At 52.2% G+C, this 23,544-nt stretch carries 21 protein-coding genes and 2 tRNA genes; 16 read left to right on the top strand and 7 right to left on the bottom strand.

Annotated features, from left to right (window positions below; translation table 11 throughout):
* Nucleotides 1-79: 79 nt before the first annotated feature.
* Nucleotides 80-1,093, bottom strand: coding sequence for a tRNA dihydrouridine(20/20a) synthase DusA (dusA, locus tag J7J49_RS00940; RefSeq protein WP_215089474.1), 1,014 nt, complete (start codon nt 1,091-1,093; stop codon nt 80-82).
* Nucleotides 1,094-1,377: 284 nt separating this feature from the next.
* On the opposite strand from dusA, the gene J7J49_RS00935 reads away from it, so the two are divergent.
* The 3 genes from J7J49_RS00935 (at nt 1,378) to J7J49_RS00925 (ending at nt 3,536) form a co-directional block, all read left to right on the top strand.
* The gene (locus J7J49_RS00935) at nt 1,378-1,647 is read left to right on the top strand and encodes a S24 family peptidase (protein ID WP_353048316.1); all 270 of its coding nucleotides are present in this window, start codon (nt 1,378-1,380) and stop codon (nt 1,645-1,647) included.
* 230 nt (nt 1,648-1,877) lie between these two features.
* A complete protein-coding gene (locus J7J49_RS00930) occupies nt 1,878-2,999 on the top strand; it encodes a hypothetical protein (RefSeq protein WP_215089470.1) in 1,122 nt (373 codons plus the stop codon).
* Between the two features lie 60 nt (nt 3,000-3,059).
* Entirely contained in the window at nt 3,060-3,536 is a 477-nt protein-coding gene (locus J7J49_RS00925) for a hypothetical protein (RefSeq protein ID WP_215089468.1), read from the top strand.
* Here J7J49_RS00925 and J7J49_RS00920 read toward each other — a convergent pair.
* The 4 genes from J7J49_RS00920 to J7J49_RS00905 all read right to left on the bottom strand — a co-directional run bounded on the left by J7J49_RS00920 (nt 3,502) and on the right by J7J49_RS00905 (nt 5,643).
* The gene (locus J7J49_RS00920; RefSeq protein ID WP_215089466.1) at nt 3,502-3,870 is read right to left on the bottom strand and encodes a DUF4113 domain-containing protein; all 369 of its coding nucleotides are present in this window, start codon (nt 3,868-3,870) and stop codon (nt 3,502-3,504) included. The two genes, J7J49_RS00925 and J7J49_RS00920, sit on opposite strands and share 35 nt — an antisense overlap.
* A 216-nt stretch (nt 3,871-4,086) precedes the next feature.
* Nucleotides 4,087-4,254: a hypothetical protein gene (locus J7J49_RS00915; protein ID WP_215089464.1), complete on the bottom strand. Its 168-nt coding sequence runs from the start codon at nt 4,252-4,254 to the stop codon at nt 4,087-4,089.
* A 107-nt stretch (nt 4,255-4,361) separates the two neighbouring features.
* Nucleotides 4,362-4,730, bottom strand: coding sequence for a hypothetical protein (locus tag J7J49_RS00910; RefSeq protein ID WP_215089462.1), 369 nt, complete (start codon nt 4,728-4,730; stop codon nt 4,362-4,364).
* Nucleotides 4,731-4,836: 106 nt separating this feature from the next.
* A complete protein-coding gene (locus tag J7J49_RS00905; protein ID WP_215089460.1) occupies nt 4,837-5,643 on the bottom strand; it encodes a sulfite exporter TauE/SafE family protein in 807 nt (268 codons plus the stop codon).
* A 145-nt stretch (nt 5,644-5,788) separates the two neighbouring features.
* On the opposite strand from J7J49_RS00905, the gene J7J49_RS00900 reads away from it, so the two are divergent.
* Nucleotides 5,789-6,385: a hypothetical protein gene (locus tag J7J49_RS00900; RefSeq protein ID WP_215089458.1), complete on the top strand. Its 597-nt coding sequence runs from the start codon at nt 5,789-5,791 to the stop codon at nt 6,383-6,385.
* 5 nt (nt 6,386-6,390) lie between these two features.
* Here J7J49_RS00900 and J7J49_RS00895 read toward each other — a convergent pair whose 3' ends face one another.
* The gene (locus tag J7J49_RS00895; protein ID WP_205634158.1) at nt 6,391-6,915 is read right to left on the bottom strand and encodes a helix-turn-helix domain-containing protein; all 525 of its coding nucleotides are present in this window, start codon (nt 6,913-6,915) and stop codon (nt 6,391-6,393) included.
* 303 nt (nt 6,916-7,218) lie between these two features.
* Between J7J49_RS00895 and gltX the strand changes: the two genes are divergently transcribed.
* The 3 genes from gltX (at nt 7,219) to J7J49_RS00880 (ending at nt 9,078) form a co-directional block, all read left to right on the top strand.
* Nucleotides 7,219-8,703, top strand: a complete 1,485-nt coding sequence (gene gltX / locus J7J49_RS00890) for a glutamate--tRNA ligase (RefSeq protein ID WP_215089456.1) — start codon at nt 7,219-7,221, stop codon at nt 8,701-8,703.
* A 160-nt stretch (nt 8,704-8,863) separates the two neighbouring features.
* Nucleotides 8,864-8,939 (top strand) — tRNA-Ala (locus J7J49_RS00885).
* Nucleotides 8,940-9,002: 63 nt separating this feature from the next.
* A tRNA-Glu gene (locus tag J7J49_RS00880) sits at nt 9,003-9,078 on the top strand.
* Nucleotides 9,079-9,805: 727 nt separating this feature from the next.
* Here J7J49_RS00880 and gltA read toward each other — a convergent pair.
* Nucleotides 9,806-11,092 (bottom strand): citrate synthase, encoded by a 1,287-nt coding sequence (gene gltA / locus J7J49_RS00875; RefSeq protein ID WP_215089454.1) that lies wholly within the window; start codon nt 11,090-11,092, stop codon nt 9,806-9,808.
* Between the two features lie 503 nt (nt 11,093-11,595).
* Between gltA and sdhC the strand changes: the two genes are divergently transcribed.
* From sdhC to sucD, 9 genes are all read left to right on the top strand, one after another.
* Entirely contained in the window at nt 11,596-11,973 is a 378-nt protein-coding gene (gene sdhC, locus J7J49_RS00870; protein ID WP_205634159.1) for a succinate dehydrogenase, cytochrome b556 subunit, read from the top strand.
* Nucleotides 11,967-12,314, top strand: coding sequence for a succinate dehydrogenase, hydrophobic membrane anchor protein (gene sdhD, locus J7J49_RS00865; protein ID WP_064233842.1), 348 nt, complete (start codon nt 11,967-11,969; stop codon nt 12,312-12,314). The genes sdhC and sdhD overlap by 7 nt, the downstream gene beginning before the upstream one ends.
* A 4-nt stretch (nt 12,315-12,318) precedes the next feature.
* The gene (sdhA, locus tag J7J49_RS00860) at nt 12,319-14,091 is read left to right on the top strand and encodes a succinate dehydrogenase flavoprotein subunit (RefSeq protein ID WP_064233844.1); all 1,773 of its coding nucleotides are present in this window, start codon (nt 12,319-12,321) and stop codon (nt 14,089-14,091) included.
* A gap of 27 nt (nt 14,092-14,118) precedes the next feature.
* Entirely contained in the window at nt 14,119-14,829 is a 711-nt protein-coding gene (locus J7J49_RS00855) for a succinate dehydrogenase iron-sulfur subunit (protein WP_009287296.1), read from the top strand.
* 408 nt (nt 14,830-15,237) lie between these two features.
* Complete coding sequence (locus J7J49_RS00850) at nt 15,238-18,072, top strand: 2-oxoglutarate dehydrogenase E1 component (protein WP_064233959.1); 2,835 nt, start codon at nt 15,238-15,240, stop codon at nt 18,070-18,072.
* Between the two features lie 38 nt (nt 18,073-18,110).
* Nucleotides 18,111-19,664: a 2-oxoglutarate dehydrogenase complex dihydrolipoyllysine-residue succinyltransferase gene (gene odhB / locus J7J49_RS00845; RefSeq protein WP_064233846.1), complete on the top strand. Its 1,554-nt coding sequence runs from the start codon at nt 18,111-18,113 to the stop codon at nt 19,662-19,664.
* Between the two features lie 136 nt (nt 19,665-19,800).
* Nucleotides 19,801-21,240, top strand: a complete 1,440-nt coding sequence (gene lpdA, locus J7J49_RS00840) for a dihydrolipoyl dehydrogenase (protein ID WP_064233848.1) — start codon at nt 19,801-19,803, stop codon at nt 21,238-21,240.
* A gap of 179 nt (nt 21,241-21,419) precedes the next feature.
* Nucleotides 21,420-22,586: an ADP-forming succinate--CoA ligase subunit beta gene (gene sucC, locus J7J49_RS00835; RefSeq protein WP_035577585.1), complete on the top strand. Its 1,167-nt coding sequence runs from the start codon at nt 21,420-21,422 to the stop codon at nt 22,584-22,586.
* Nucleotides 22,586-23,458 carry a succinate--CoA ligase subunit alpha gene (sucD, locus tag J7J49_RS00830; protein WP_064233850.1) on the top strand — a complete coding sequence of 291 codons (873 nt, stop codon included), beginning with the start codon at nt 22,586-22,588 and terminating at the stop codon, nt 23,456-23,458. The genes sucC and sucD overlap by 1 nt, the downstream gene beginning before the upstream one ends.
* Nucleotides 23,459-23,544: the final 86 nt, after the last annotated feature.

The following is a 23,544-nucleotide window of genomic DNA, read 5'->3' as shown; positions in this document are numbered from 1 at the left end:
GTACCGGAATCAGGCCTTGGCCGCTTAGTTGTTCACTGTCCAAGTTTATGGGGTCAGTTCACTTGCGTAGCGGGTTTTTTTATACGACACACTCGGGTTCGTTCACCAAGCTAAGCGCGTCATCAAATAGGCGCAATCCTGCGCCTTCTTTATGGGCGTGTTCTGACAAATGGCGCCGGAAGCGCCTGCCGCCAGGGCAACCCTGAAACAATCCCAGTAGGTGGCGGGTAATATGATTCAGCTTCGCGCCTTCATCTAAGCGCTGCTGAATATAAGGCCGGAAAGCCTTCGCGGCATCCAAGCGGCTTGCCGCCGGGCCTTTTTCACCAAATAGCTGCTCATCGACACCGGCGAGTAGCCACGGGTTTTGGTACGCCTCACGCCCCACCATCACACTATCCACATGGGTGAGCTGTTCACGGCACTCGGCTAGCGTTTTAATGCCGCCGTTAATGCCGATATGCAATTCAGGGCGGCTCTGCTTTAAACGGTGAACGCGGGGGTAGTTAAGCGGTGGTACATCGCGGTTCTGCTTAGGTGACAACCCCTGCAGCCACGCCTTACGGGCGTGAACGGTAAACACCTCGCAGCCTGCGTCAGCAACGATAGCGATAAACCGCTCAAGGTCAGCGTCTTCATCTTGGTCATCAATGCCAATACGGCACTTCACCGTCACCGGAATAGACACCGCCGCCTGCATTGCCCGCACGGCATCGGCTACCTTTTCGGGGTAGCCCATCAAGCACGCGCCAATCATATTGTTCTGCACGCGGTCGCTCGGGCAACCCACGTTCAGGTTCACCTCATCGTAGCCCCACGACTCGGCAATCGCCGCACACTCTGCCAGCTCACCGGCATCGCTGCCGCCTAACTGCAGCGCAAGCGGATGCTCCACCTCGCTATAGCCCAAAAAGCGCTCACGGGGCGTTCCGTGCAAAATAGCACCGGTAGTGACCATCTCGGTATACAGCAGTGCACGCCTAGTTAACGTGCGTGCGAACGCTCTGTAGTCCCTTGTAGTCCAGTCCATCATGGGCGCCACCGAAAAAAGTCGCCCACGATCCGCACTGTTTTCTTTAAGTAAATTAGTCATTTAGTAACACTGTTGGCTGCACTGAATACAGCCATATTGCCTCTTAATACCTTAATTAACGCACTTAATGTACCCACAGTGTACCAAGTCAAGATATTGGCTGATGTTTTAAAAATCCTGGTACACCTTGAGAGCTTTTTCAGAGGTAGCGTGATGTATGCGCGCCATTGTACGTAAGAAAGGGCGCGCAGCACATAGCAGGGTAGTTGCCACAGCGCTTACGCCGCAGATCAGGCTTGGTATCACCCAGCAATGCATGAAATAGCGCTGTAAATGTGCCTTAGGTGAATGGTGCTAGCCGTATCGATGGGTTAGGCTTTCTTAAGGTTAGTAAATGGTTGTTACAAAAATGCCGTTATCCAAAACAGGAAGGCGTGTTCTTGCTGCTCGTGAGCGGTGAGCGAAGAATTAAACGGGTACAGCGCCTGGCGGGCGGGGCGTTGTACTTGATTAGCGATAACGATCACTACCAGCCGGAAATGATCAAGCCGCAGGATATGCATGATGTGGAGATTCTGGAGCGGCGTGAGATTCGGATTGGGCGGGTGGTTTAACTGTAAAACTATGAATACATAAAGGCAGCTTTGAGACTGCTTAGAAAGTTAAACTGGGAGAAGGCCATGAAAATTAGGTTTCTTGCAACTGCATTAGCAATGATTTAGTTGGAATCTGTTCGAAGGTTAACAAGGGAGCTGATATGCAGTTATGCACTAGCTCATATGTTTTACTGGGATTATAGCAGTCTTGCAGTTAATGGCGATATATAAATAAAAAGCGGGGAAATATGAAGGCTGACTCTAGAAGTAAGGCCATTCATTATAAACGCGTTCAGCTTACACATTGTAAACTTACACTGCAGGAGCTGCTCGAAGATGTATTTAAAACGGGCGGAACTGTGGCTAAAGCAAAATCCAGGCTTGAGTCTATAAGCCAAGATGATGAGGTTTTTAGGCTAGTCAATCACTATACGAAAAAAAATAAAATGTTTTTTGGACAGCTTGTTGTTTTTGAAAAGGGTAGAAGCCAAGCTTTTCTCACTATAGATGATAACTCGGAGTATTTCTCGATAGATGCCTCTAATCTAGGTGATAAAGATACGTCAAGTGATAGCTCTGGTGGGAAGTCAGAAGGATCAAGCAGTCTTGAAAGTAAGATTAATAGACGTAAAGAATTTATTGATTCGATGTTGTACTTTGGCGTAAAGAATAACCATCTTGTTCTGATACAGTCTGCAGCTTTGAAAGCAAGAGATCTTGAGGCTCATTTGAAATGGATTTTTGATGGTCACTCGGACAGCTTTAGTTCTAGTACAGCTCTTATTTTTCAGGATAAACCCTCTCCTGATGTTGTAAAAAGATTAGAAAGCAGCCCAGCTAAATCTATTTTTATTGGCGCTCCTATTGAAACTGGCGAAGGTAAACTTGTTGATGAAGCGAGTCATATACCTGCCGGTGAAAAAGGAATTGTTGTAAGCACTACCAATAAAGTTAGGTACGTACCTAAAGGTCTTGGTGCTGACTTGGTTAAATCTCTGATAGATCAATACTGGTTTAATAATCAAGACTTAAGCGAAGCTTTAGATGAGGCTAATTTAAAAGTTAGTTTAGAGATTACGTATTTAAGAAAAACGACAAAGCAAGGGCATAAACTACTTGATAATATGGCTACAGCGTTGCGACATCAGCACGAGGATGATGTTAAAATCTTGCTGGATGGTGGTGGCGAAATTACTGGAAAAGATCTAAAGTTATCCGGGAAGCTATCGGTAAAATTTTTTAATGGAATTATAGATGAAACTGATCTTTTTGAAAAAATGACGGTGTGGCTTAAAGAAAAAATTTCGTTAGAGGAAGTTGACAGTGACTTTATAGCAAAGCCGAAAGACAGCGGCGATGCTGAGGCTTGATTTATGAGAGCTCCAAACAATTTACAGCACGGGTGGACAGCAACAGGAGCACTAGTCCTTATGCTCTCTGCAGGTTTAGGAGCTTTTGCTTTTGGATGCATATTGTCACTATATCCTGAAGGAATGAAATATTCGCCCCCTTGGCTAATGATCTCAGTCTTTTTCTTTCCTATAGCTTTTTGTATTCAAGTTATTTTAAAGCTTAGAGGTGTAGAAGTCACGGAAGGTTTAACTATGATGGAAGAAAGGCGTTTGCTCCGCATAGTTAAGGAAAAAAGAAGACAAGTTTGGATTGGTGTAGGTTTTTATTTTTTTTCAGCAATGTTTACGGTTGCGGTGTTCATTTTGCCGGTAAGTCACGCCCTCTTTTTCGCGGGATATAATGTAATTGGTGGGTTGCTGGGTATTGGTATTTCTGTTTTGACTTATATTTGGAAAGAATTTGAGGCAACAAATGATTTTGTGAACGAAAGGAAGCGTAAAGCTAATAAGAAAAAAGCTATTAATAAAAGCTTAGATGAATTTCAGGAAGATTAATTGTTGAAAAACCTCGTTTTTTAGATTGGGTGAATTTACTTGATGCAGCTTTAGCTGCCCCCTCATCAGTATACACCTTCATCAACTCATCCCAATTCGTCGTATAGCGTGGGCTTCGGTTCGCGCAGCGTAGGTGCCAGGGGGCGTTCTTTTCCGGAAGGCCCAGGCGTACCGTTCCCTTTCCCATCTTCTCATTCAGCGCGTCCATGGTGGCCATTAGCTTTTGGCTGCGCTGGCGTTCTTCTTCTGTTTGCGGTGTGTCTATCTGATTGGGCTTCCGTTGTCGCCAATTGTTGGCCGAGGTAGTTAGGGCTGTTTTGCGACCGTGCAGCATTTTAAGGGGTCAGTCAGGCAGGCGAGGTGTTGGATGGTGCAGGTGAACGTTACATTGCGTAACGGGAAATAACTTGTTGGCAACTTAGCCAAACTTTGCCATATTGAAGGTGTCGCCTAAGAGCACGCGTTGCGGAAACGTTTCGCCAGAATAATGCGGCAATAAAGACCTCCGACCATGTGGAGTGGCCGGGGGTTTTTGTTTTGAAGCTAACAATTAGGACAGACGAAAAGCGGACTTCTGGGCGCGTTTCTGTGCTTCTTCAGCGCTCAGGCTGACTTTCACATTGCCTTGCCGTTTTGCAGCAAGATAGCGCTTACGTGCGGCCTCAATGGTTGCCGCCTTGCGCTGCTGTGTGATGTGTTCATTCGCGTATAAATGCATAGCATGTTCCTCTCTGGGAGGTATAGGGCGTTAGACCGCTAGCTAGGAAATAAGCTCTATAGCGTCTGTAAAGCCTTCTGTAATAGTGGCACAGCTGAGTATTGTCATCAACGGCACAGCCATAATAGCCCGAGCCATGCATATCTTGATCTAATGGACTCTAGCAAGCCCGAGCCGAGTAGATTCAACTCCGTGAAGGAGTAAGGGGCTAAACCTAGCTGATATCGAGTACGGTAGCCATTGGCTGGGTTGTCATCCAATAGGCTATCAAGCGTATCAAATTTGATCTCGTAGGCATCTTCTGGGATCTCAATGCCTAGTTCCTGTGACACTTTCAGAGCGGTGTTATCGTCCCATGCGGGACGGGGAATAAATAACGCGCCGTAGTTAGTACCCGCCAGCGAAAAATGCTGAACCTGTGCCCCTGGGAGAGTGGTTTCGTCAATAAATTCCCGATTACCAAAAATAATGCCCATGCCGCCTCCTAAAAACGGGCAGAACATTATGGCATGGAAATGCGCTGCTTTCCTTTTACCTGGCAACGCCTTACCGCGTCTCTATTCTAATATTGCAGGGGTAGCCTCACGCCGTAAACACCGCATACACCATCTGCAGTGCCAACCCCATCAGCATAAAAGCGAATACCCGTTTGAGGAGTTTGACGGGTAGCCTATGAGCTAACTTGGCCCCAATAGGGGCGGTAAGAATACTGAAGGGTGCCATTAGCAGTAGCGCAGGCAGGTAAACGTAGCCGAGCGCCGCACTGGGCAGCCCTTGGGTAGACCAGCCGTTGATGATGTAGCCGAGTGTTCCGGCAACGGCAATCGGTAGCCCCACGGCTGCAGAGGTACCAATCGCGCGGGGGAGTTTGACGTTGCACCAGGTTAGGAAAGGCACTGTGAGTGAGCCACCGCCAATGGCGACGAGCGCTGAGATACCGCCGATGCCCAGGCCGACACCGCTTATGCCGATAGGGCCGGGTAGGCCGCGGCTGGGTTTGGGCTTGATGTTTGCCAGCATCTGGAGTGACATTAACACCATAAAGCAGGCGAAAAAGATGGCTAGGCCAAGGGTGGGAATCAGCGCAGCGATAAAGGTCGCCAAAAAAGTGCCGATTAATATGCCAGGGGTAATAAAGCGCACGATGTCCCAGCGAACGGCTCCGTGCCGGTGGTGGGAGAACAAGCTAGCGGTAGAGGCTGGAATGATGGCCGCCATGGCGGTGCCTAAGGCCAAGTGGGCCAGGTGTTCGTGGGGCACGCCTTGGAGTACAAAAAGGGAGGTGAGAATCGGCACCATAATGCCGCCACCGCCAATTCCCAATAACCCCGCCATTAAGCCTACAAAACCGCCCAGTGCTACATAGGCCAACCACCAAATGATGTCCAAAGCCGCTGCTCCTAAAAAGTCTTGTTAGCATGATAAGCATATTGTACCGGAAGCGGTGCCAGTAGCGGTGCCAAAAACGAGTATTCCACTGTGGCGGCGGCAATGCAGTGGTAAGCTGCAGAACAAGTAATATTTCGGAGTTCGTATGCGCAATGTAATAAGCAGTGTTGGCGTGTTGATGGTATCCGCTGCGCTACTGACAGGCTGTGGTGAAACAGACGCACCGAATGAGACGGCGGTAACCGCAGAGCAAACCTCAGCCCCTGAACCGTCAGCCGCCGAGATAGAAGTGGCTGAAACGGAAGAAGTGACACCACTTGTCGTCGAGATAGTGGCGCATGTGTCCCTGCGTAGCGACCGGCGTTTAATGGTGGAAGGCGAAAGCAACTTGCCAGATGGCACACTGGTACAGGTTATTGTCGAGCGTGAGATTAGCAGCGTACGTTGGCGAGAGCGAACCCGTGTAGACGATGGCGTGTATGCTGCGGGGCCATTTGGCCCTGGCAGTGGCTTGCCCGATGGCGGCTATCTAGTGAGGGTTGAGGTTTCCGAAGGCAGCGTGCAGCCGGAAGCCGTTCAGGCGCGTATTGGCCACGAGGGCCAGCACCTGGCGGGAGAGCTGGTAAGCCAATCCCGCCATGGGCTGGGCCAAGTGGCCACCTACTCACGTCGCTTCTTGGTGGGGAGTGAGCCAAGACAAACGCGTGACCAGGTGGAGGTGCTAGAGAGTCCGGGGAGGTAGACGCTTTAGGCAGGATGCCAATGGGCTAACAGTACTGCATGAATCGATGTGTCGCTCGGGGCTTTGGCGAAGTGCTCAATGACGAAACGATCGTCGCGTTGCACTACATAGTGGCCCGCTTTGTGAAACACATGGGTCGGCCCAAGTAGCAGAAGGTCACCAGCGTTAACGGGTGCAAAATCTGTTCCTTGGGCAGGTGTTGCCATTACGCACGGTGCTTTCCAGTCGATGTTCAGCGGGAGGTGACTGGGCACCTTAATGGTAGTTGCCTGCACCTGTTCCCAGGGGAGGGGACCAGTGTGGGTCAACGTTAATAGCTCGGGTGCGCTGTCACCTTCCAATAGTGTTGCCAGGGAGCAGTCGAGTGCATCAGCGAGCGCGACAAGGCGTTCGTGACCGATCTGCTTGATCGCCCCAGATTCCCAATAAGAAATGGTGACATCTGACACGCCAACTTTGCGTGCGAGGGCAGCTTTGTTGAGCTTGGCCCTAAGCCGCAGTTGCTTGATACGTGAGCCTAGCGATTCCATTTCGTCTTCCTGATGATGAGCTAAAAAGCTCGTTGAATGTCTTCCACTATAATAATCTTTGCTAATATAGATAGTGGCTCTATAAACATACATTATTGGTCTGTCTTAAGCTTGGGGTATGCGCCCAAGATGTTGCAGCAGAACCATACTAAGCGATTGTGCTTTAGCGCGCATTAGTGGACAAATAACGTTGAGTTAATTTCTCTGACGCTTTCCTGCGCTAGTCGTTCCCTAGGCAACGCTGTTGGTTGCGCCTAAGGTGCGTATAATATCGCCATGCATTTTTGCCAATAGGACGTTTTCATGACCGTACGTACTCGCATCGCACCTTCTCCCACTGGCGACCCCCACGTTGGCACGGCCTACATTGCGCTTTTTAACCTCTGTTTTGCGCGTCAGCATGGTGGTCAATTTATTCTACGTATTGAAGACACTGATCGTGTGCGTTCTACGTCTGAGTCGGAGCAGATGATTCTCGATTCGCTGCGTTGGCTGGGGCTTGAGTGGGATGAAGGCCCAGACATTGGTGGCCCCCACGGCCCTTATCGGCAAAGCGAACGTGGCGATATTTACGCCCAATATGCCCAGCAGCTGCTGGATGCCGGGCATGCGTTTAAATGCTACCGCACTAGTGAAGAGCTGGATGAGCTGCGTGAAACCCGTAAAGCAGCGGGATTGCACTTGGCATTGAAGCCCGCTGATTTAGTGTTGGAAAGCCAAGAGCAAGCACGCCGTGAACGGGAAGGCTGGCCTTACGTGGTACGTATGAATGTCCCTGCTGAAGGCGTTTGCGTCGTCGATGACATGCTGCGCGGCACTATTGAAGTGGAGTGGGCGCAAGTGGATGCGCAAATTCTGCTTAAATCAGACGGCATGCCTACTTATCACCTAGCAAACGTTGTTGATGACCACCTCATGCAAATTACCCATGTGTTGCGTGGGGAAGAGTGGATTAACTCCGCACCAAAGCACCAATTGCTGTACGAGTATTTTGGTTGGAAAATGCCGCAACTTTGTCACATGCCACTGCTACGTAACCCGGATAAATCCAAACTCTCGAAGCGTAAGAACCCGACGTCCATCAATTACTACCGTCGGATGGGCTTTTTACCCCAGGCCGTTACCAACTATTTGGGGCGGATGGGGTGGTCCATGCCCGATGAACGCGAGAAATTCAGCTTGCAAGAGATGATGGATGAGTTCGACGTCCAGCGTGTCTCGTTAGGTGGCCCAGTGTTTGACCTGGAGAAGCTAACCTGGCTGAACGGTGTGTATATCCGCGAAGACCTGGACGACGATGCCTTGCTGAGCGCGCTGCGCGAGTGGGCCTTCAATGAAGCCTATGTTAAGCAGATACTGCCGCAGGTACGGCCACGGGTAGAGACGCTCTCCCAGGTAATGCCACTGGCAGGGCACTTCTTCTCAGGCCTTCCGCCGTTAACAAAGGAGTCGTTTGATAGCGTTAAGCTTGAGGAAGACGAGCTGGTCAAACTGCTCCAGTTCCTTGTCTGGCGATTCGAGGGCGTTTCAGCTTGGCACAAAGAGGCGCTGCTGAGCGAAGTGAAAATACTGGCCGAGCATTTTGATTTAAAAATGAAGGCCTTCCTGGCGCCAGTGTTTATTGCCATTACTGGTAGCGCGTCCAGTACCTCAGTGATGGATGCCATGGCGATTCTAGGCTCAGACGTTACACGGGCACGCCTGCGCAGTGCGATAGAGGTATTGGGCGGCGTCTCGAAAAAACAGGCGAAGCGCTTTGAAAAAGAATTTCGTGAAATTGCTTCGTGAAATAGTTCTGTGAAATAGCTCTGTAAAAGAGTTTCGTGAAATCGCCTAACCTCGGTTGTTAAAGCGTAAGCGCCAATTTCTTATTCTTATGAAATTGGCGCTTTTTCAGTTGACGAAGGGTAGCATAATCAGTATTATACGCTCCGTCTTCGCGACATGTGGGGCCTTAGCTCAGCTGGGAGAGCGCAACACTGGCAGTGTTGAGGTCAGCGGTTCGATCCCGCTAGGCTCCACCAATTAGTGATGGTTTTTAAGAAATAGCTTTTCATTAATAGTTTTTGCGAAGCGGCTCGATTTACGTCCCATTCGTCTAGTGGTCTAGGACACCGCCCTTTCACGGCGGTAACAGGGGTTCGAACCCCCTATGGGACGCCACTACTCAGATACTCTTCCTAATTGTTTTATCTCCCTAGCAATGAGCCCTCTCATTCGCTGGATTTTTGCATTCCTGTCGTTCACGGAAAAGCCACAAATCGTCAATTTTTGGACGATTTTGTGCTTGACTTGTCCACTTTTGCGATTCTGATTTAAGGGTTGTGCACAACCCCTTGTTGTTGACGCAAAAAATCTTTAACAGAACTTAAATTGTTTAAAAACAATCACTTATGTTAGGTTAAAAAATGACCAATTTAAGGCTGGCCCACTGCCCATGGCGATTTCGGGACGTTTTGAAGTGGTTGTGAACAGGGTTATCCACAGATAGTGTGGAAAACCCTGGCCCAGGTTCAGAAGATAAAAAGTCAAGCGATAATAGGGCTGCTTTAGCGCTTTTAATAGTAGCGATTTAGCCCAATGAGTGATTCAAAAGAGGTAAAGCAAAAGGCTAACAAGCGGAACCTATCGTCGATTCGCCTGACGATATCAACGGGCTATGTTGACCAGCTACCTTTACCAACGATGTGCCATGTGTGCAAACCATGCTCAACAAGGGTGCAGGGCGGCCTCTAAAGGGTGAGTTAACTCGATGCTTGATGGGAGGGCGGTTGAGCGTGAGCGCAGGTGATGGTGCGTTGCTGGCCTATGCGTCATAGCGTTAAACAGCCCATACGCAAAAGGCCACCCGAAGGTGGCCTTTGATCGTACTGTCAAAAGAGGGGATGCTTTATTTTTTTGGGTAGTCACGCTTGTCATGGCCAATATAGAGCTGACGCGGACGGCCAATTTTGTAGCTTTCACTGAGCATTTCGTGCCAATGGGAAATCCAACCAATGGTGCGTGATACAGCGAAAATCACGGTGAACATATTGGTCGGGATGCCCATCGCTTTCAAGATAATGCCCGAGTAGAAATCGACGTTCGGGTACAGCTTACGCTCAATGAAGTACTCATCTTCAAGGGCGATCTGCTCAAGGCGCTTAGCAATTTTGAGCTGCGGGTCGTCGGCCATGCCAAGCTCTGCGAGTACTTCGTCGCAGGTCTCCTTCATTACTTTGGCGCGCGGGTCAAAGTTACGATAAACGCGGTGACCGAAGCCCATTAGCTTGAACGGGTCGTCTTTGTCTTTGGCCTTATCAACAAAGCGCTGGATGTTATCTTCGGAGTCTTCGCCGATTTCGTCAAGCATGGCCAGAACGGCTTCGTTGGCGCCGCCGTGAGCGGGTCCCCATAGGGCCGCGATACCTGCGCTAATACAGGCGAATGGGTTGGCACCGGTGGAGCCTGCCAGGCGTACTGTTGAGGTGGAGGCGTTCTGCTCATGATCCGCATGCAACATAAAGATGCGATCCATGGCTTTCGCGTATACCGGGTTGATTTTGTACTCTTCGCACGGGTTGCTGAACATCATGTAGAGGAAGTTCTCTGCATAGGTCAGATCGTTGCGTGGGTAGTTAAAAGGCTGGCCGACATTATATTTGTGCGACATCGCCGCTAACGTAGGCATTTTAGCAATCAGGCGTATCGCACTGATAACACGGTCTTCTTCTTGAGTGATGTCCATATGGTCATGGTAGAAAGCCGCTAAGCCGCCTACTACACCGCACAGGATGGACATCGGGTGCGCGTCGCGGCGGAACCCTTTAAAAAAGTTATTGATTTGATCGTGAACCATGGTGTGGTTACGAATGCGCGATTCAAAATCCGCGTACTGCTCATCGTTGGGTAGCTCACCAAACAGCAGGGTGTAGCACACCTCTACGAAATTAGACTCTTTTGCCAGTTGGTCAATGGGGTAGCCGCGGTGAAGCAGCACGCCCTTACCACCATCAATATAAGTGATGGCAGACTGGCAGGAAGAGGTGGCCATAAAGCCGGGGTCGTAGGTGAACAGGCCTTCAGCGCCTAGGCCGCGGACGTCGATGACGTCGGGGCCAAGTGTGCCGGAATACATGGGTAGATCGATCGGTTTATCCAGACCGTCTACCGTCAATGTCGCTTTCCTGTCAGCCATGCTGGCCTCCTTTCGAATTCGGGTTGGGACGTAAAGTCATTGCTGCGCATACCGCGCCGGCGAAAAGGCTTGCCCACTATAGAAGTGTGCGACATTTTGTCAATTAGCCTAAGCGCTAGTCACGTGTTGTACAAACATTGTTGTTGTGAGTAATTTTTGTATATGATGAGAGGGCGTGCAGTGTAGCAAAACGCCAGAGATTTTTGCCTGTATTCTAACATAAGATGTTAACAGGCTTATCAAACTGCTAGTCTCTTGCCACTATAACCATGCTGCAGCGCAAAATCGACTCAGGATGAAGACAATTTTCTTGCACCATAGTCGAGTTAGGCCTGAGTTCGGTTTGTAAGCGAGGGCGAAGGTTCTTATAATCTACGGCGCGCGACCGGCAGGTAGGAGGTCGTGCCCAACTTGGCAACGGCCGAGCCCCTTCCCGAAACCACCGCCCGCTCGGGCTATGCCCGACCTGTCTCAGAGCGGACCAAGAGAGTGTGTACAAAGCCGTGAATAGTAAACGACCCGTAAACCTAGACCTTTCCACCATACATTTTCCGCTGCCTGCATTGACATCGATTACACACCGCATCACGGGTGTCATCCTGTTCGTTGGCCTGATTTTCGCTTTTTGGGCGCTGGGTAAGTCCTTGTCATCTCCGGCGGGTTTCGACGCCGTCAGCGATGCGCTGGCCAATAACTTCTTGGCTAAGTTGATCGCTTGGGGGCTGTTATCCGCATTGGCATTTCACTTTGTAGCGGGTATCAAGCACCTGCTGATGGATGCCGACATTGGAGTAACCCTCGAAGGCGGCGTTAAAAAAGCGCAGATCACCATAGTGGTTAGCGCTGTTCTGATTATTCTGGCAGGAGTTTGGGTATGGTAACTAACATTACAAGTTTTGGCCGTAGTGGGCTTTCCGACTGGCTGATGCAGCGCGTTTCTGCGGTTATTTTGGCCCTCTACACGGTCTTTATCGTTGCCTTCCTGCTGTTTAATCCGAACCTCGACTACTACGCGTGGAGCGGTCTATTCAGCCAGACGTGGATGCGGATTTTCTCGCTATTGGCCTTTATCGCCATAGCGGCACACGCCTGGATCGGTCTGTGGACCGTCACCACCGACTATCTCAAGTCCACTCGCCTGCGCGTGGGTGCCCAAGCTGTCATCATCCTGGGCATTTTCGTGTACTTGGTGTGGGGCATTCAAATTTTGTGGGGAGCTTGATTACATGTCTAATCTGCGTAGCCTGACGTTTGACGCCATTATCATTGGTGGCGGTGGCTCTGGCCTGCGAGCCGCTCTAGAACTGGCGAAGTCCGGTAAAAAGACGGCCGTGTTATCAAAAGTGTTCCCAACGCGCTCTCACACCGTTTCTGCCCAAGGTGGTATCACCTGTGCAATCGCGTCTGATGATCCAAATGACGATTGGCGCTGGCACATGTATGACACCGTTAAAGGCGGCGACTATATCGCTGACCAGGATGCGGCGGAGTATATGTGTTCTGAAGGCCCGAAAGCGGTATTTGAGCTTGAGCACATGGGCCTGCCGTTTTCTCGTTTAGACAATGGCCGCATCTATCAGCGCCCGTTTGGTGGCCAGTCGAAGAACTTTGGTGAAGGCGGCCAGGCAGCACGTACGTGTGCAGCGGCTGACCGTACCGGCCATGCGCTACTGCACACGCTTTATCAGAACAACCTGAAGAACAACACCGTGTTCCTAAACGAGTGGTACGCGGTTGATCTGGTTAAAAACGCCAGCGGTGACGTGGTTGGCTGTATCGCCATGTGTATCGAAACTGGCGAAGTAGTGCACGTTAAATCCAAGGCCACGGTACTGGCCACTGGTGGTGCCGGGCGTATTTACGCCTCTACGACCAATGCGTTGATCAACACCGGTGACGGCATTGGCATGGCGCTGCGTGCGGGTTTCCCGATGCAGGACATGGAAATGTGGCAGTTCCACCCAACCGGTATCTACGGTGCGGGCACGCTGGTCACAGAAGGTTGTCGCGGTGAGGGTGGCTACCTGATCAATAAAGACGGTGAGCGCTTTATGGAGCGTTATGCGCCCAACGCCAAAGATTTGGCGGGCCGTGACGTTGTCGCTCGTTCGATGGTCATGGAGATTCTGGAAGGCCGCGGCTGCGGCGAGAAGGGCGACCACGTCTTCCTGAAGCTCGACCACCTGGGTGAAGAAGTACTTGGCAAGCGCCTACCCGGTATCGTTGAGCTTTCTAAGACTTTTGCACATATCGATCCAGCGAAAGATCCGATCCCGGTTGTACCGACCTGTCACTACATGATGGGCGGTATTCCGACCAACATTCATGGCCAGGCGATTACCATGGATGAAAACGGTAACGATCATATCGTTAACGGTCTGTTTGCCTGTGGTGAAGCGGCGTGCGTGTCGGTTCACGGTGCCAACCGCTTGGGCGGTAACTCACTGCTGGATCTGGTGGTCTTTGGGCGTGCCGCTGGCATGTTTATCGAAGGCGCGCTGAACGAAGGTATTGAGTACCTGGATGCTTCCGAGTCTGACATTGAGACGGCCATGAAGCGCATTACGCGTTGGAATGAGTCTGAAGGCGGCGAAAGCATTCCTGAGTTGAAGGCTGAGCTTCAGGAAATCATGCAGACCTCCTTCGGCGTATTCCGCGAAGAGAAAAACATGCTGGAAGGCGTCGATAAGCTAGCACTGCTGCGTGAGCGCATTTCTAATGCTTATCTGCCTGACAAGTCCAATGCCTTCAATACTGCCCGTGTCGAAGCACTTGAGCTTGATAACTTGATGGAAGTGGCTGAAGCGACGGCGATCGCTGCCCTTGAGCGTAAAGAGAGCCGCGGCGCCCACTCGCGCTATGACTATCCAGACCGTGATGACGTTAACTGGCTGAAGCACTCGTTGTTCTTCCCAGCGACGAAAGAGCTGAAAAAACGCGACGTAAACTTCAAGCCGAAAACCATGGATACGTTCGAGCCTAAGGTTCGTACCTACTAAACGCCGCATAGACGAGAGGGAGTCACTATGTCCAATCTTCAGGTATCCGTATACCGCTACAATCCGGAAACCGACTCCGCACCTTACATGCAGGAGTTTCAGGTCGATACCAAAGGCCGCGATGTAATGGTGCTGGATGTTCTTCATATGATGAAGGAACAAGACAGCGGTTTGGCGTTTCGTCGCAGCTGCCGTGAAGGTGTCTGCGGTTCCGACGGCATGAACATGAACGGCAAAAACGGCCTAGCATGTATCACGCCGCTGTCAGATGTTGTCAAAAACAACAAGCTGACCCTGCGACCACTACCGGGCTTGCCAGTTATTCGCGATATGGTCGTGGATATGGGGCTGTTCTATAAGCAATACGAGCGTATTCAGCCGTACCTGCAGAACGACACCCCTGCGCCTGCTATTGAACGCCTGCAGTCGCCGGAAGAACGCGACAAGCTAGATGGCTTGTATGAGTGTATTCTATGCGCATGCTGTTCAACGTCGTGCCCGTCGTTCTGGTGGAACCCAGAGAAGTTCGTGGGGCCTGCTGGGCTGCTGCAATCTTACCGTTTCCTGGCCGATTCACGTGACACGGCCACCAGTGAGCGGTTGAGCAACCTGGAAGATCCGTTCTCGGTGTTCCGTTGCCGTGGCATCATGAACTGTGTAGCGGTGTGCCCAAAAGGCCTTAACCCTACTCGTGCGATTGGTAAAATTCGCGAAATGTTACTCGCTGACGCTACCTAAGCCTATGACATATGAGTAAAAAAGCGCCTGCCACTTAAGTTGGGTGATAATGCCACTTAAATCATGGCGCTTCGCTTGTTATCATAGGGTCTGTCACGCGGTGCGGCGTCACGTCGCACCGCTGATCAGACAAGTTTGAAAGCCGGTGCCTGAGGTACCGGCTTTCGAGCATGAACTGAAGACGAAACACCGTATGACCGCTAGAAACACCGTATGACCGTTAGAAACACTGAGTGATCGCTAGATGCGGCATGAAGTGTTAGATAATGAAGAGCTAGACGAACAGGGTTTCCGGCCGTTGGCCGGCGCCGCCGGCAAATGTCCCGCCCCGCCGGCAGGGCAATAGCGATGTCGCCGCACCTTTGCGACGATACCGATACCACCCCATCAGTGCAGGGTGACCGAGAGATGCAACAAGGCATAATGGAGTTGATGTGGCGTTCCTCTCACGTAAGTGGCGGTAATGTTCACTACGTGGAAGCGCTTTACGAGCAGTACCTCGCCGATCCTGAGTCTGTCCCTGACGAATGGCGCAGCTATTTTGACCAGTTGCCGCGTCCCGAGGGCAGTGCCTCCCACGATGTACCACTAAGCCCAGTCCGTGATCAGTTCTACCAGTTGGGGCGCGAAAGTCGTCCAGGCCGTGTAGTCGCCGCTGCCGATAGCGGTGAAAACAAAAAGCAGGTAAAAGTCCTGCAGCTGATTAACGCTTACCGCTTCCGTGGCCATCAAAAGGCCAATATTGACCCGCTAGGACTGCGTAATCCCACCCCCGTCCCTGATCTCGATCTGTCCTTTCATCAGCTCTCAAAAGCTGATCTGGACACCGAGTTCCAAACCGGTTCTTTCTTTTTAGGCATCGACAAAGCGCCATTGCGTGACATCGTGGACGCGTTGGAGCGTACATACTGCCGTTCCATCGGCTGCGAAATCATGCATATCGTCGATACCGAAGAGAAGCGCTGGTTGCAGCGGCGTTTTGAGTCGGTACGCAGTGCGCCTGATTTTAGCGCTGACGTGCGTAAGCACGTGCTGGAGCGTTTGACGGCCGCCGAAGGTTTGGAGAATTACCTGGCATCCAAGTATCCAGGTACCAAGCGTTTTGGTCTTGAAGGCGGCGAATCGTTTGTGCCGATGATGGATGAACTTATCCAGCGTGCCGGCGGTTATGGCACCAAGGAAGTGGTCATCGGTATGGCGCACCGTGGACGGCTCAATCTGTTGGTCAATATTTTGGGTAAAAACCCAGCTGACTTGATTGATGAGTTTGACGGTAAGAAAGTCATCGAGCGCGGCTCAGGCGATGTGAAGTATCACCAGGGTTTCAGTTCAAACGTCATGTCCCCGGGCGGCGAAGTCCATTTGGCGATGTCGTTTAACCCATCGCACCTGGAAATTGTCGCACCTGTCGTAGAGGGTTCGGTACGTGCCCGCCAGGATCGCCGTAACGACGAAGAGGGTAGCAAGGTGCTGCCGATCAACGTCCACGGCGATGCGGCGTTTGCCGGTCAAGGCGTGGTGATGGAGACATTCCAGATGTCCCAGACCCGTGCTTATAAAACCGGTGGCACCGTCCACATTGTGATCAACAACCAAGTGGGCTTCACCACCTCGCATCCGCTGGATGCGCGCTCTACCGAATACTGCACTGATATTGCCAAGATGGTTCAAGCGCCTATTTTTCATGTCAATGGCGATGACCCGGACGCAGTGCTGCACGCCACCCAAGTCGCTCTCGACTATCGCCAGCAGTTTAAAAAGGACGTGGTGATCGATCTCGTTTGCTACCGTCGTCGTGGCCACAACGAAGCTGACGAGCCGTCAGGCACGCAGCCGATGATGTATGCCAAGATCAAAGATCATCCCTCTGCGCGCTCGCTATATGCCAAGCGCCTGGTTGAGCAGGGCGTGCTCTCAGAAGAGTCCGCTAAAGCGATGGTCGAAACCTATCGTGATGATCTAGTGGCAGGTAACCACGTTGCCAATGCATTGGTGCAAGAGCCCAACGCTTCGCTGTTCGTTGATTGGGCACCTTACCTGGGCCACGAATGGTCTGGCGATGCCGACACGACGTTTGATATGAAGCGTCTGCAGCAGCTAGCGGCACGCATGTGCGAGGTGCCGGATGGCGTCGAAGTACAGCGCCAAGTGGCCAAGATTTATGAAGATCGCCGTAAAATGCAGGCCGGTGGTTTGGCACTTAACTGGGGCTTTGCGGAAACGCTGGCCTACGCCACGCTGCTAGAGCAGGGCCACCCGATCCGGATTACCGGGCAAGACGTGGGCCGCGGTACGTTCTCCCACCGTCATGCGGTGGTGCATAACCAGAAAGATGGCACCACCTATGTGCCGCTGCAGAACATGGCCGATGGCCAGCCGCGTTTCACCATCCATGACTCCTTCCTTTCGGAAGAAGCGGTGCTGGCGTTTGAGTATGGCTACTCAACCACCGCGCCAAATGACTTGGTGATCTGGGAAGCCCAGTTTGGTGACTTCTTTAACGGCGCCCAAGTGGTCGTGGATCAGTTCATCTCATCGGGTGAAACCAAGTGGGGCCGTGTGTGCGGTTTAACCATGCTGCTGCCTCACGGCTACGAAGGCCAGGGGCCCGAGCACTCTTCGGCGCGCTTGGAGCGCTTCCTGCAAATGTGTGCTGAGCACAATATGCAGGTGTGTGTCCCCACTACGCCAGCGCAGATTTATCATTTGCTGCGTCGTCAGGTGATTCGCCCTCTGCGTAAACCGCTGGTGGTAATGACACCTAAATCGCTGCTGCGTCATAAAGAAGCGACGTCGAGCCTTGAAGATCTCGCCCACGGCAAGTTCCACATGGTACTCGCCGACCAAGCGGATCTTGCGCCAGAAAAGGTCACCCGCGTTGTGCTATGTGCTGGCAAGGTCTACTACGACTTAGCCGCGTGGCGCGCCGAGAATGAGCGTCACGACACGGCAATCGTGCGTATTGAGCAGCTCTACCCCTTCCCGAAAGAAGAGCTTCTGGAAGCGCTGCAAGACTATATCAACGTAGAAGACATTGTGTGGTGCCAGGAAGAGCCGCTTAATCAGGGCGCTTGGTACTCCAGTCAGCACAATATGCGTGCGGTGGCCGATATGCTGAAAGATGGCCTCGGTCGCGAGTTGAAATTTGCCGGACGTCCCGCCTCTGCTGCTCCTGCAGCGGGCTATATGTCCGTCCACACTGAACAGCAGCGCCAGCTGGTGGAAGACGCTTTTAATTTATAAGCGACCACCGGATTTAGAGAACACATAAGGGAAACGACATGGCTACTGAGATCAAAGCGCCAACCTTTCCGGAATCCGTTGCCGAAGGCACAGTGGCGGCGTGGCATAAAAAGCCGGGTGACAGCGTTGAGCGTGACGAGCTGATTGTTGAGATCGAAACCGACAAAGTGGTGCTAGAAGTCGTCGCACCGGAAGCGGGTACCCTGACCGACGTGATGGCCGAAGAGGGCGATACCGTTGCGTCAGAGCAGGTGCTGGGCAAAATCGGTGAAGGCAGCGCGTCTAGCAGCAAAGAAGAGAGCTCTTCTGAAGCGCCGAAAGAAGAGAAGCAAGAAAAGCCTGCCAGCGGCGGTAACGGCGGTGGCAAGCAGCACGACGTAAAAGCCCCCAGCTTCCCTGAGTCTATCCAGGAAGGCACGGTAGCGACCTGGCACAAAAAGGTCGGCGAAGCGGTCAAGCGCGACGACGTGCTGGCCGACATCGAAACCGACAAAGTAGTGCTGGAAGTGGTTGCACCGGCAGACGGCGCCCTGGCTGAAATTAAAGCCGAAGAGGGTAGCCAGGTCGAATCCGAAGCGATTCTGGCCGTGTTTACCGAAGGCGCCGGTGGCGATAGTGGTAGCGAAAGCGACGGCGATTCAGCACCTGCTAAAGCAGGCAGCAGCGATGACGATGGCGCTGATGAGAAAGTCGGTGACAAAATCCTCGCCCCTGCAGCACGTAAAATGGTTGCCGAGCACGACCTAGACGTTGCCAAGATCGAGGGCACCGGCAAAGGTGGCCGCATCTTGAAAGAAGACGTTCAGAAAGCGGTCAAAGACGGCTCTGCCAAGAAGTCTGCAAAGTCTGCGGCCCCGGCTAAAGCCGCTGCTACGCCTGTTGCGGAAGGCGAACGTGTCGAGAAACGCGTACCGATGAGCCGCCTGCGTCAAACCATCGCCAAGCGTCTGGTGCAGGCGCAGCAAACCGCGGCGATGCTGACCACGTACAACGAAGTGGACATGACTGAAATCATGGCCCTGCGTGCGCAATACAAAGATACGTTCCTAAAAGCTCACGATATCAAACTGGGCTTCATGGGCTTCTTTGTTAAGGCGGCTTCTGAAGCGCTCAAGCGTTATCCGGATGTGAACGCCTCTATCGACGGCACCGACATCGTCTATCACGGTTACCAGGATATCGGCGTTGCCGTTTCCACCGACCGTGGTCTGGTCGTGCCGGTACTGCGTGACACCGACAGCATGAAAATTGCTGATGTCGAGCGCACGATTGTCGATTTCGGTAAGCGTGGTCGTGACGGCAAGCTGGGCATGGATGACATGATCGGCGGCACCTTTACCATCACCAATGGCGGCACCTTCGGTTCATTGATGTCGACCCCGATCATCAACCCGCCGCAAACCGCTATTCTGGGTATGCACAAAATCCAGGATCGTCCGATGGCCATTAACGGCAAGGTCGAGATTCGCCCAATGATGTATCTGGCGCTCTCCTACGACCACCGTATGATCGACGGCAAAGACGCCGTTCAATTCTTGGTCACGCTCAAAGAATTGCTGGAAGACCCGGCGCGTCTACTGCTGGATATCTAAGAAGCATAAGCGTCGTATTGATTGTAATAGTGATTGATTACGCTACTGCTTAACCAGGATATATCTGCAATTGCACACAGCCTCTCGCCCGGTTTGCGTTATCGCGGCGAGGGGCCAGCAAGCTAAAGGAGCCAACATGGCTGATAAGTTTGATGTGATCGTTATCGGTGCCGGCCCTGGTGGTTACGTCGCCGCCATTCGTGCTGCACAGATGGGCCTAAAAGCGGCCTGTATTGAAAAATGGATCGGTAAAGAAGGCAACGTTGTCCACGGCGGCACCTGCTTAAACGTGGGCTGTATCCCTTCTAAAGCACTGCTTGAAGCATCCCACAAGTTCGTTGAGGCCAAGCACGATTTCGACGATATGGGGATCCAGGCAGGCGACGTCTCCATGGACGTTACCAAAATGATGGCGCGTAAGGACAAGATCGTTAAGAACTTGACCGGCGGCATCTCTGGCCTGTTCAAGGCCAACGGCGTTACTGCTATCGAAGGTACCGGTAAAGTGGTATCGGGCAAGCAGGTTGAAGTTACCGACCGCGACGGCAATGCCACCACTTATGATGCCGACAACATCGTTATCGCCGCGGGCTCAGTGCCGGTGGAAATTCCACCGACCCCGTTAGTTGAAGGTTTGGTTGTTGACTCTACCGGTGCACTGGAATTTACTGAGACGCCGAAGCGTTTGGGCGTCATCGGTGCCGGTATTATCGGTCTTGAGTTGGGCAGCGTATGGAACCGTTTAGGTTCTGAAGTCACTGTACTTGAAGCCATGGACTCCTTCCTGCCGATGGTAGATACCACCGTTGCGAAAGAGACCCAGAAGCTTCTCAAGAAGCAGGGCCTGGACATCAAGCTGGGCGCTCGCGTTACCGGTTCTGAGGTCAATGGTGAAGAGGTGACTGTTAAGTACACCGATGCCAACGGCGAACAAGAGATGACTTTTGATAAGCTCATTGTTTGCGTTGGCCGCCGTCCTTACACCAAAGGCGTCATTGCCGACGGTGTTAGCGTTGAGCTGGATGAGCGTGGCTTTATTTTTGTTGACGACCAGTGCCGTACTAATGTGCCAGGCGTTTACGCCATCGGTGACTGTGTGCGTGGCCCGATGCTAGCGCACAAAGCCTCTGAAGAAGGCATTATGGTGGCCGATATCATCGCTGGCCATAAGGCCGAGATGAACTACGACACCATTCCTAGCGTTATCTACACCTACCCAGAAGTTGCATGGGTGGGTATGACCGAGCAAGACGCTAAAGCGAAAGGTATCGAAGTCAAAACCGGCACCTTCCCGTTCGCGGCAAGCGGCCGCGCGATGGCTAACAACGCCACCGAAGGCAGTGCCAAAATTATCGCCGATGCGGAAACTGACCGTATTCTCGGTATGCACATCGTGGGTCAGCACGCGGGCGAAATGATCGCCCAAGGCGTGATTGCCATGGAATTCGGTTCTAGCGCCGAAGACCTGGCCCTAACCTGCTACGCGCACCCGACCATGTCGGAAGCTGTTCACGAAGCAGCGCTTGCGGTTGAAGGCCACGCGATTCATATGGCCAACCGCAAGAAGCGTAAGTAATTCAGTCAGCAACAACGAAGCGCCACCTTTTAAGGGTGGCGCAAACTTTCGGCTTTGTGTTAATCCACAAAGATCGAAAGAACGGGGATGACCAGCTCTTTTAAGACCGTCCTTGTAAGACGGTTCTTAAAAGAAAACTGATCATCGTTCGAGTCACATGCAACCAATGGCATGAATCGATGAATCTTCACGAGTATCAAGGTAAACAGCTGTTTGCCGATTATGGTTTACCAGTGTCTAAAGGCTTTGCAGTCGACACTCCCGAAGAAGCCGAAGAGGCTTGCAAAAAAATCGGTGGTGACATGTGGGTGGTTAAAGCCCAGGTGCACGCCGGTGGCCGTGGAAAAGCGGGTGGCGTTAAGCTGATTAAAGACCCGGCTGAAGCCAAAGCCTTTGCTGAAAAGTGGTTAGGCAAGAACTTGGTCACCTTCCAGACTGACGAAAAAGGTCAGCCGGTTGCCAAGATTTTGGTTGAAACCTGCACTGACATCGCCGACGAGCTGTATCTCGGTGCCGTGGTCGACCGTACTACCCGTCGTGTGGTCTTTATGGCCTCTACCGAAGGTGGTGTTGAGATCGAGACGGTTGCAGAAGAAACGCCGGAAAAGATTCTTAAAGCCGAAATTGATCCGCTGGTCGGCGCACAGCCGTACCAAGCACGTGAACTAGCCTTTGCGCTGGGCCTGAAAGGCGACCAGATCAAGCAGTTCACCAAGATCTTCCTGGGTCTTTCCCAGTTGTTCCACGACAAAGACCTGGCGCTGTTAGAAATTAATCCGCTGGTAATTACTGACGAAGGTAACCTTCACTGCCTCGACGCCAAGCTGGGTCTAGACAGCAACGCGCTCTACCGTCACCCAGACCTGCAGGCCATGCGTGATCCTTCGCAAGAAGACCAGCGTGAAGCCGATGCGGCGAAGTGGGAACTTAACTATGTCGCGCTTGATGGCAACATCGGCTGCATGGTGAACGGCGCAGGTTTGGCGATGGGCACCATGGACATCGTTAACCTGAGCGGCGGCAAGCCGGCTAACTTCTTGGACGTTGGTGGCGGCGCCACCAAGGAGCGCGTAGCAGAAGCGTTCAAAATCATCCTGTCTGATGACAATGTTAAAGCCGTATTGGTTAACATTTTCGGCGGTATCGTACGTTGCGACATGATTGCTGAAGGCATTATCGGTGCCGTTGAGCAAGTGGGCGTCAATGTACCGGTTGTCGTACGTTTGGAAGGTAATAACGCCGAACTGGGTGCTGAAAAACTGGCATCTAGCGGTTTGAACATCATCGCGGCTACTAGTCTGACCGACGCGGCTCAGCAGGTCGTTAAAGCGGCGGAGGGCAAGTAATGAGCATCCTGATCGATAAGAACACCAAGGTCATCTGCCAGGGCTTTACCGGCGGCCAAGGTACGTTCCACTCCGAGCAGGCGATTGCCTACGGCACGAAGATGGTCGGTGGTGTTACGCCGGGCAAAGGCGGCCAAGAGCACCTCGGTCTGCCCGTTTTCAACACCGTGAAAGAAGCGGTAGCGAAAACCGGCGCGGAAGCCAGTGTTATCTACGTACCGGCACCGTTCTGTAAAGACTCAATCCTTGAAGCGGCTAACGCCGGTATCAAGTTGATTGTGTGCATCACCGAAGGCATCGCCACGTTAGACATGCTCGAAGCCAAAGTGAAGTGCGACGAGCTGGGCGTACGTCTGATCGGCCCGAACTGCCCCGGTGTTATCACCCCAGGCGAATGCAAAATCGGCATCATGCCAGGTCACATTCACCAGCCGGGCCGCGTAGGTATCGTGTCTCGCTCTGGTACCTTGACCTATGAAGCCGTTAAGCAGACGACTGATCACGGTTTTGGCCAGTCTACCTGTGTAGGCATCGGCGGCGACCCGATTCCGGGTTCCAACTTTATCGACATCCTTGAGATGTTCGAGAAGGATCCGAAAACCGAAGCCATCGTGATGATCGGTGAAATCGGTGGTACGGCGGAAGAAGAAGCCGCGGCTTACATCAAAGCCAACGTTTCCAAGCCAGTGGTTTCCTACATTGCCGGTGTGACTGCACCTCCTGGCAAGCGTATGGGCCACGCGGGCGCGATCATCTCTGGCGGTAAAGGCACCGCCGACGAGAAGTTTGCTGCTCTTGAAGACGCTGGTGTTAAAACCGTGCGCTCTTTGGCAGAAATCGGCGATGCGCTGAAAGAAGTCACTGGCTGGTAAGTCACTGACGTCAAGCTGCACGCGATAAGGGCGCCCCTAGGGGCGCCCTTATTTTTTTGCGCATTTAATGTTGCTATGGCTAATGT

Source organism: Halomonas sp. ISL-56, from assembly GCF_018612805.1.
GTDB lineage: Bacteria > Pseudomonadota > Gammaproteobacteria > Pseudomonadales > Halomonadaceae > Vreelandella.
This window is presented reverse-complemented; position numbering and strand designations above follow the sequence as displayed.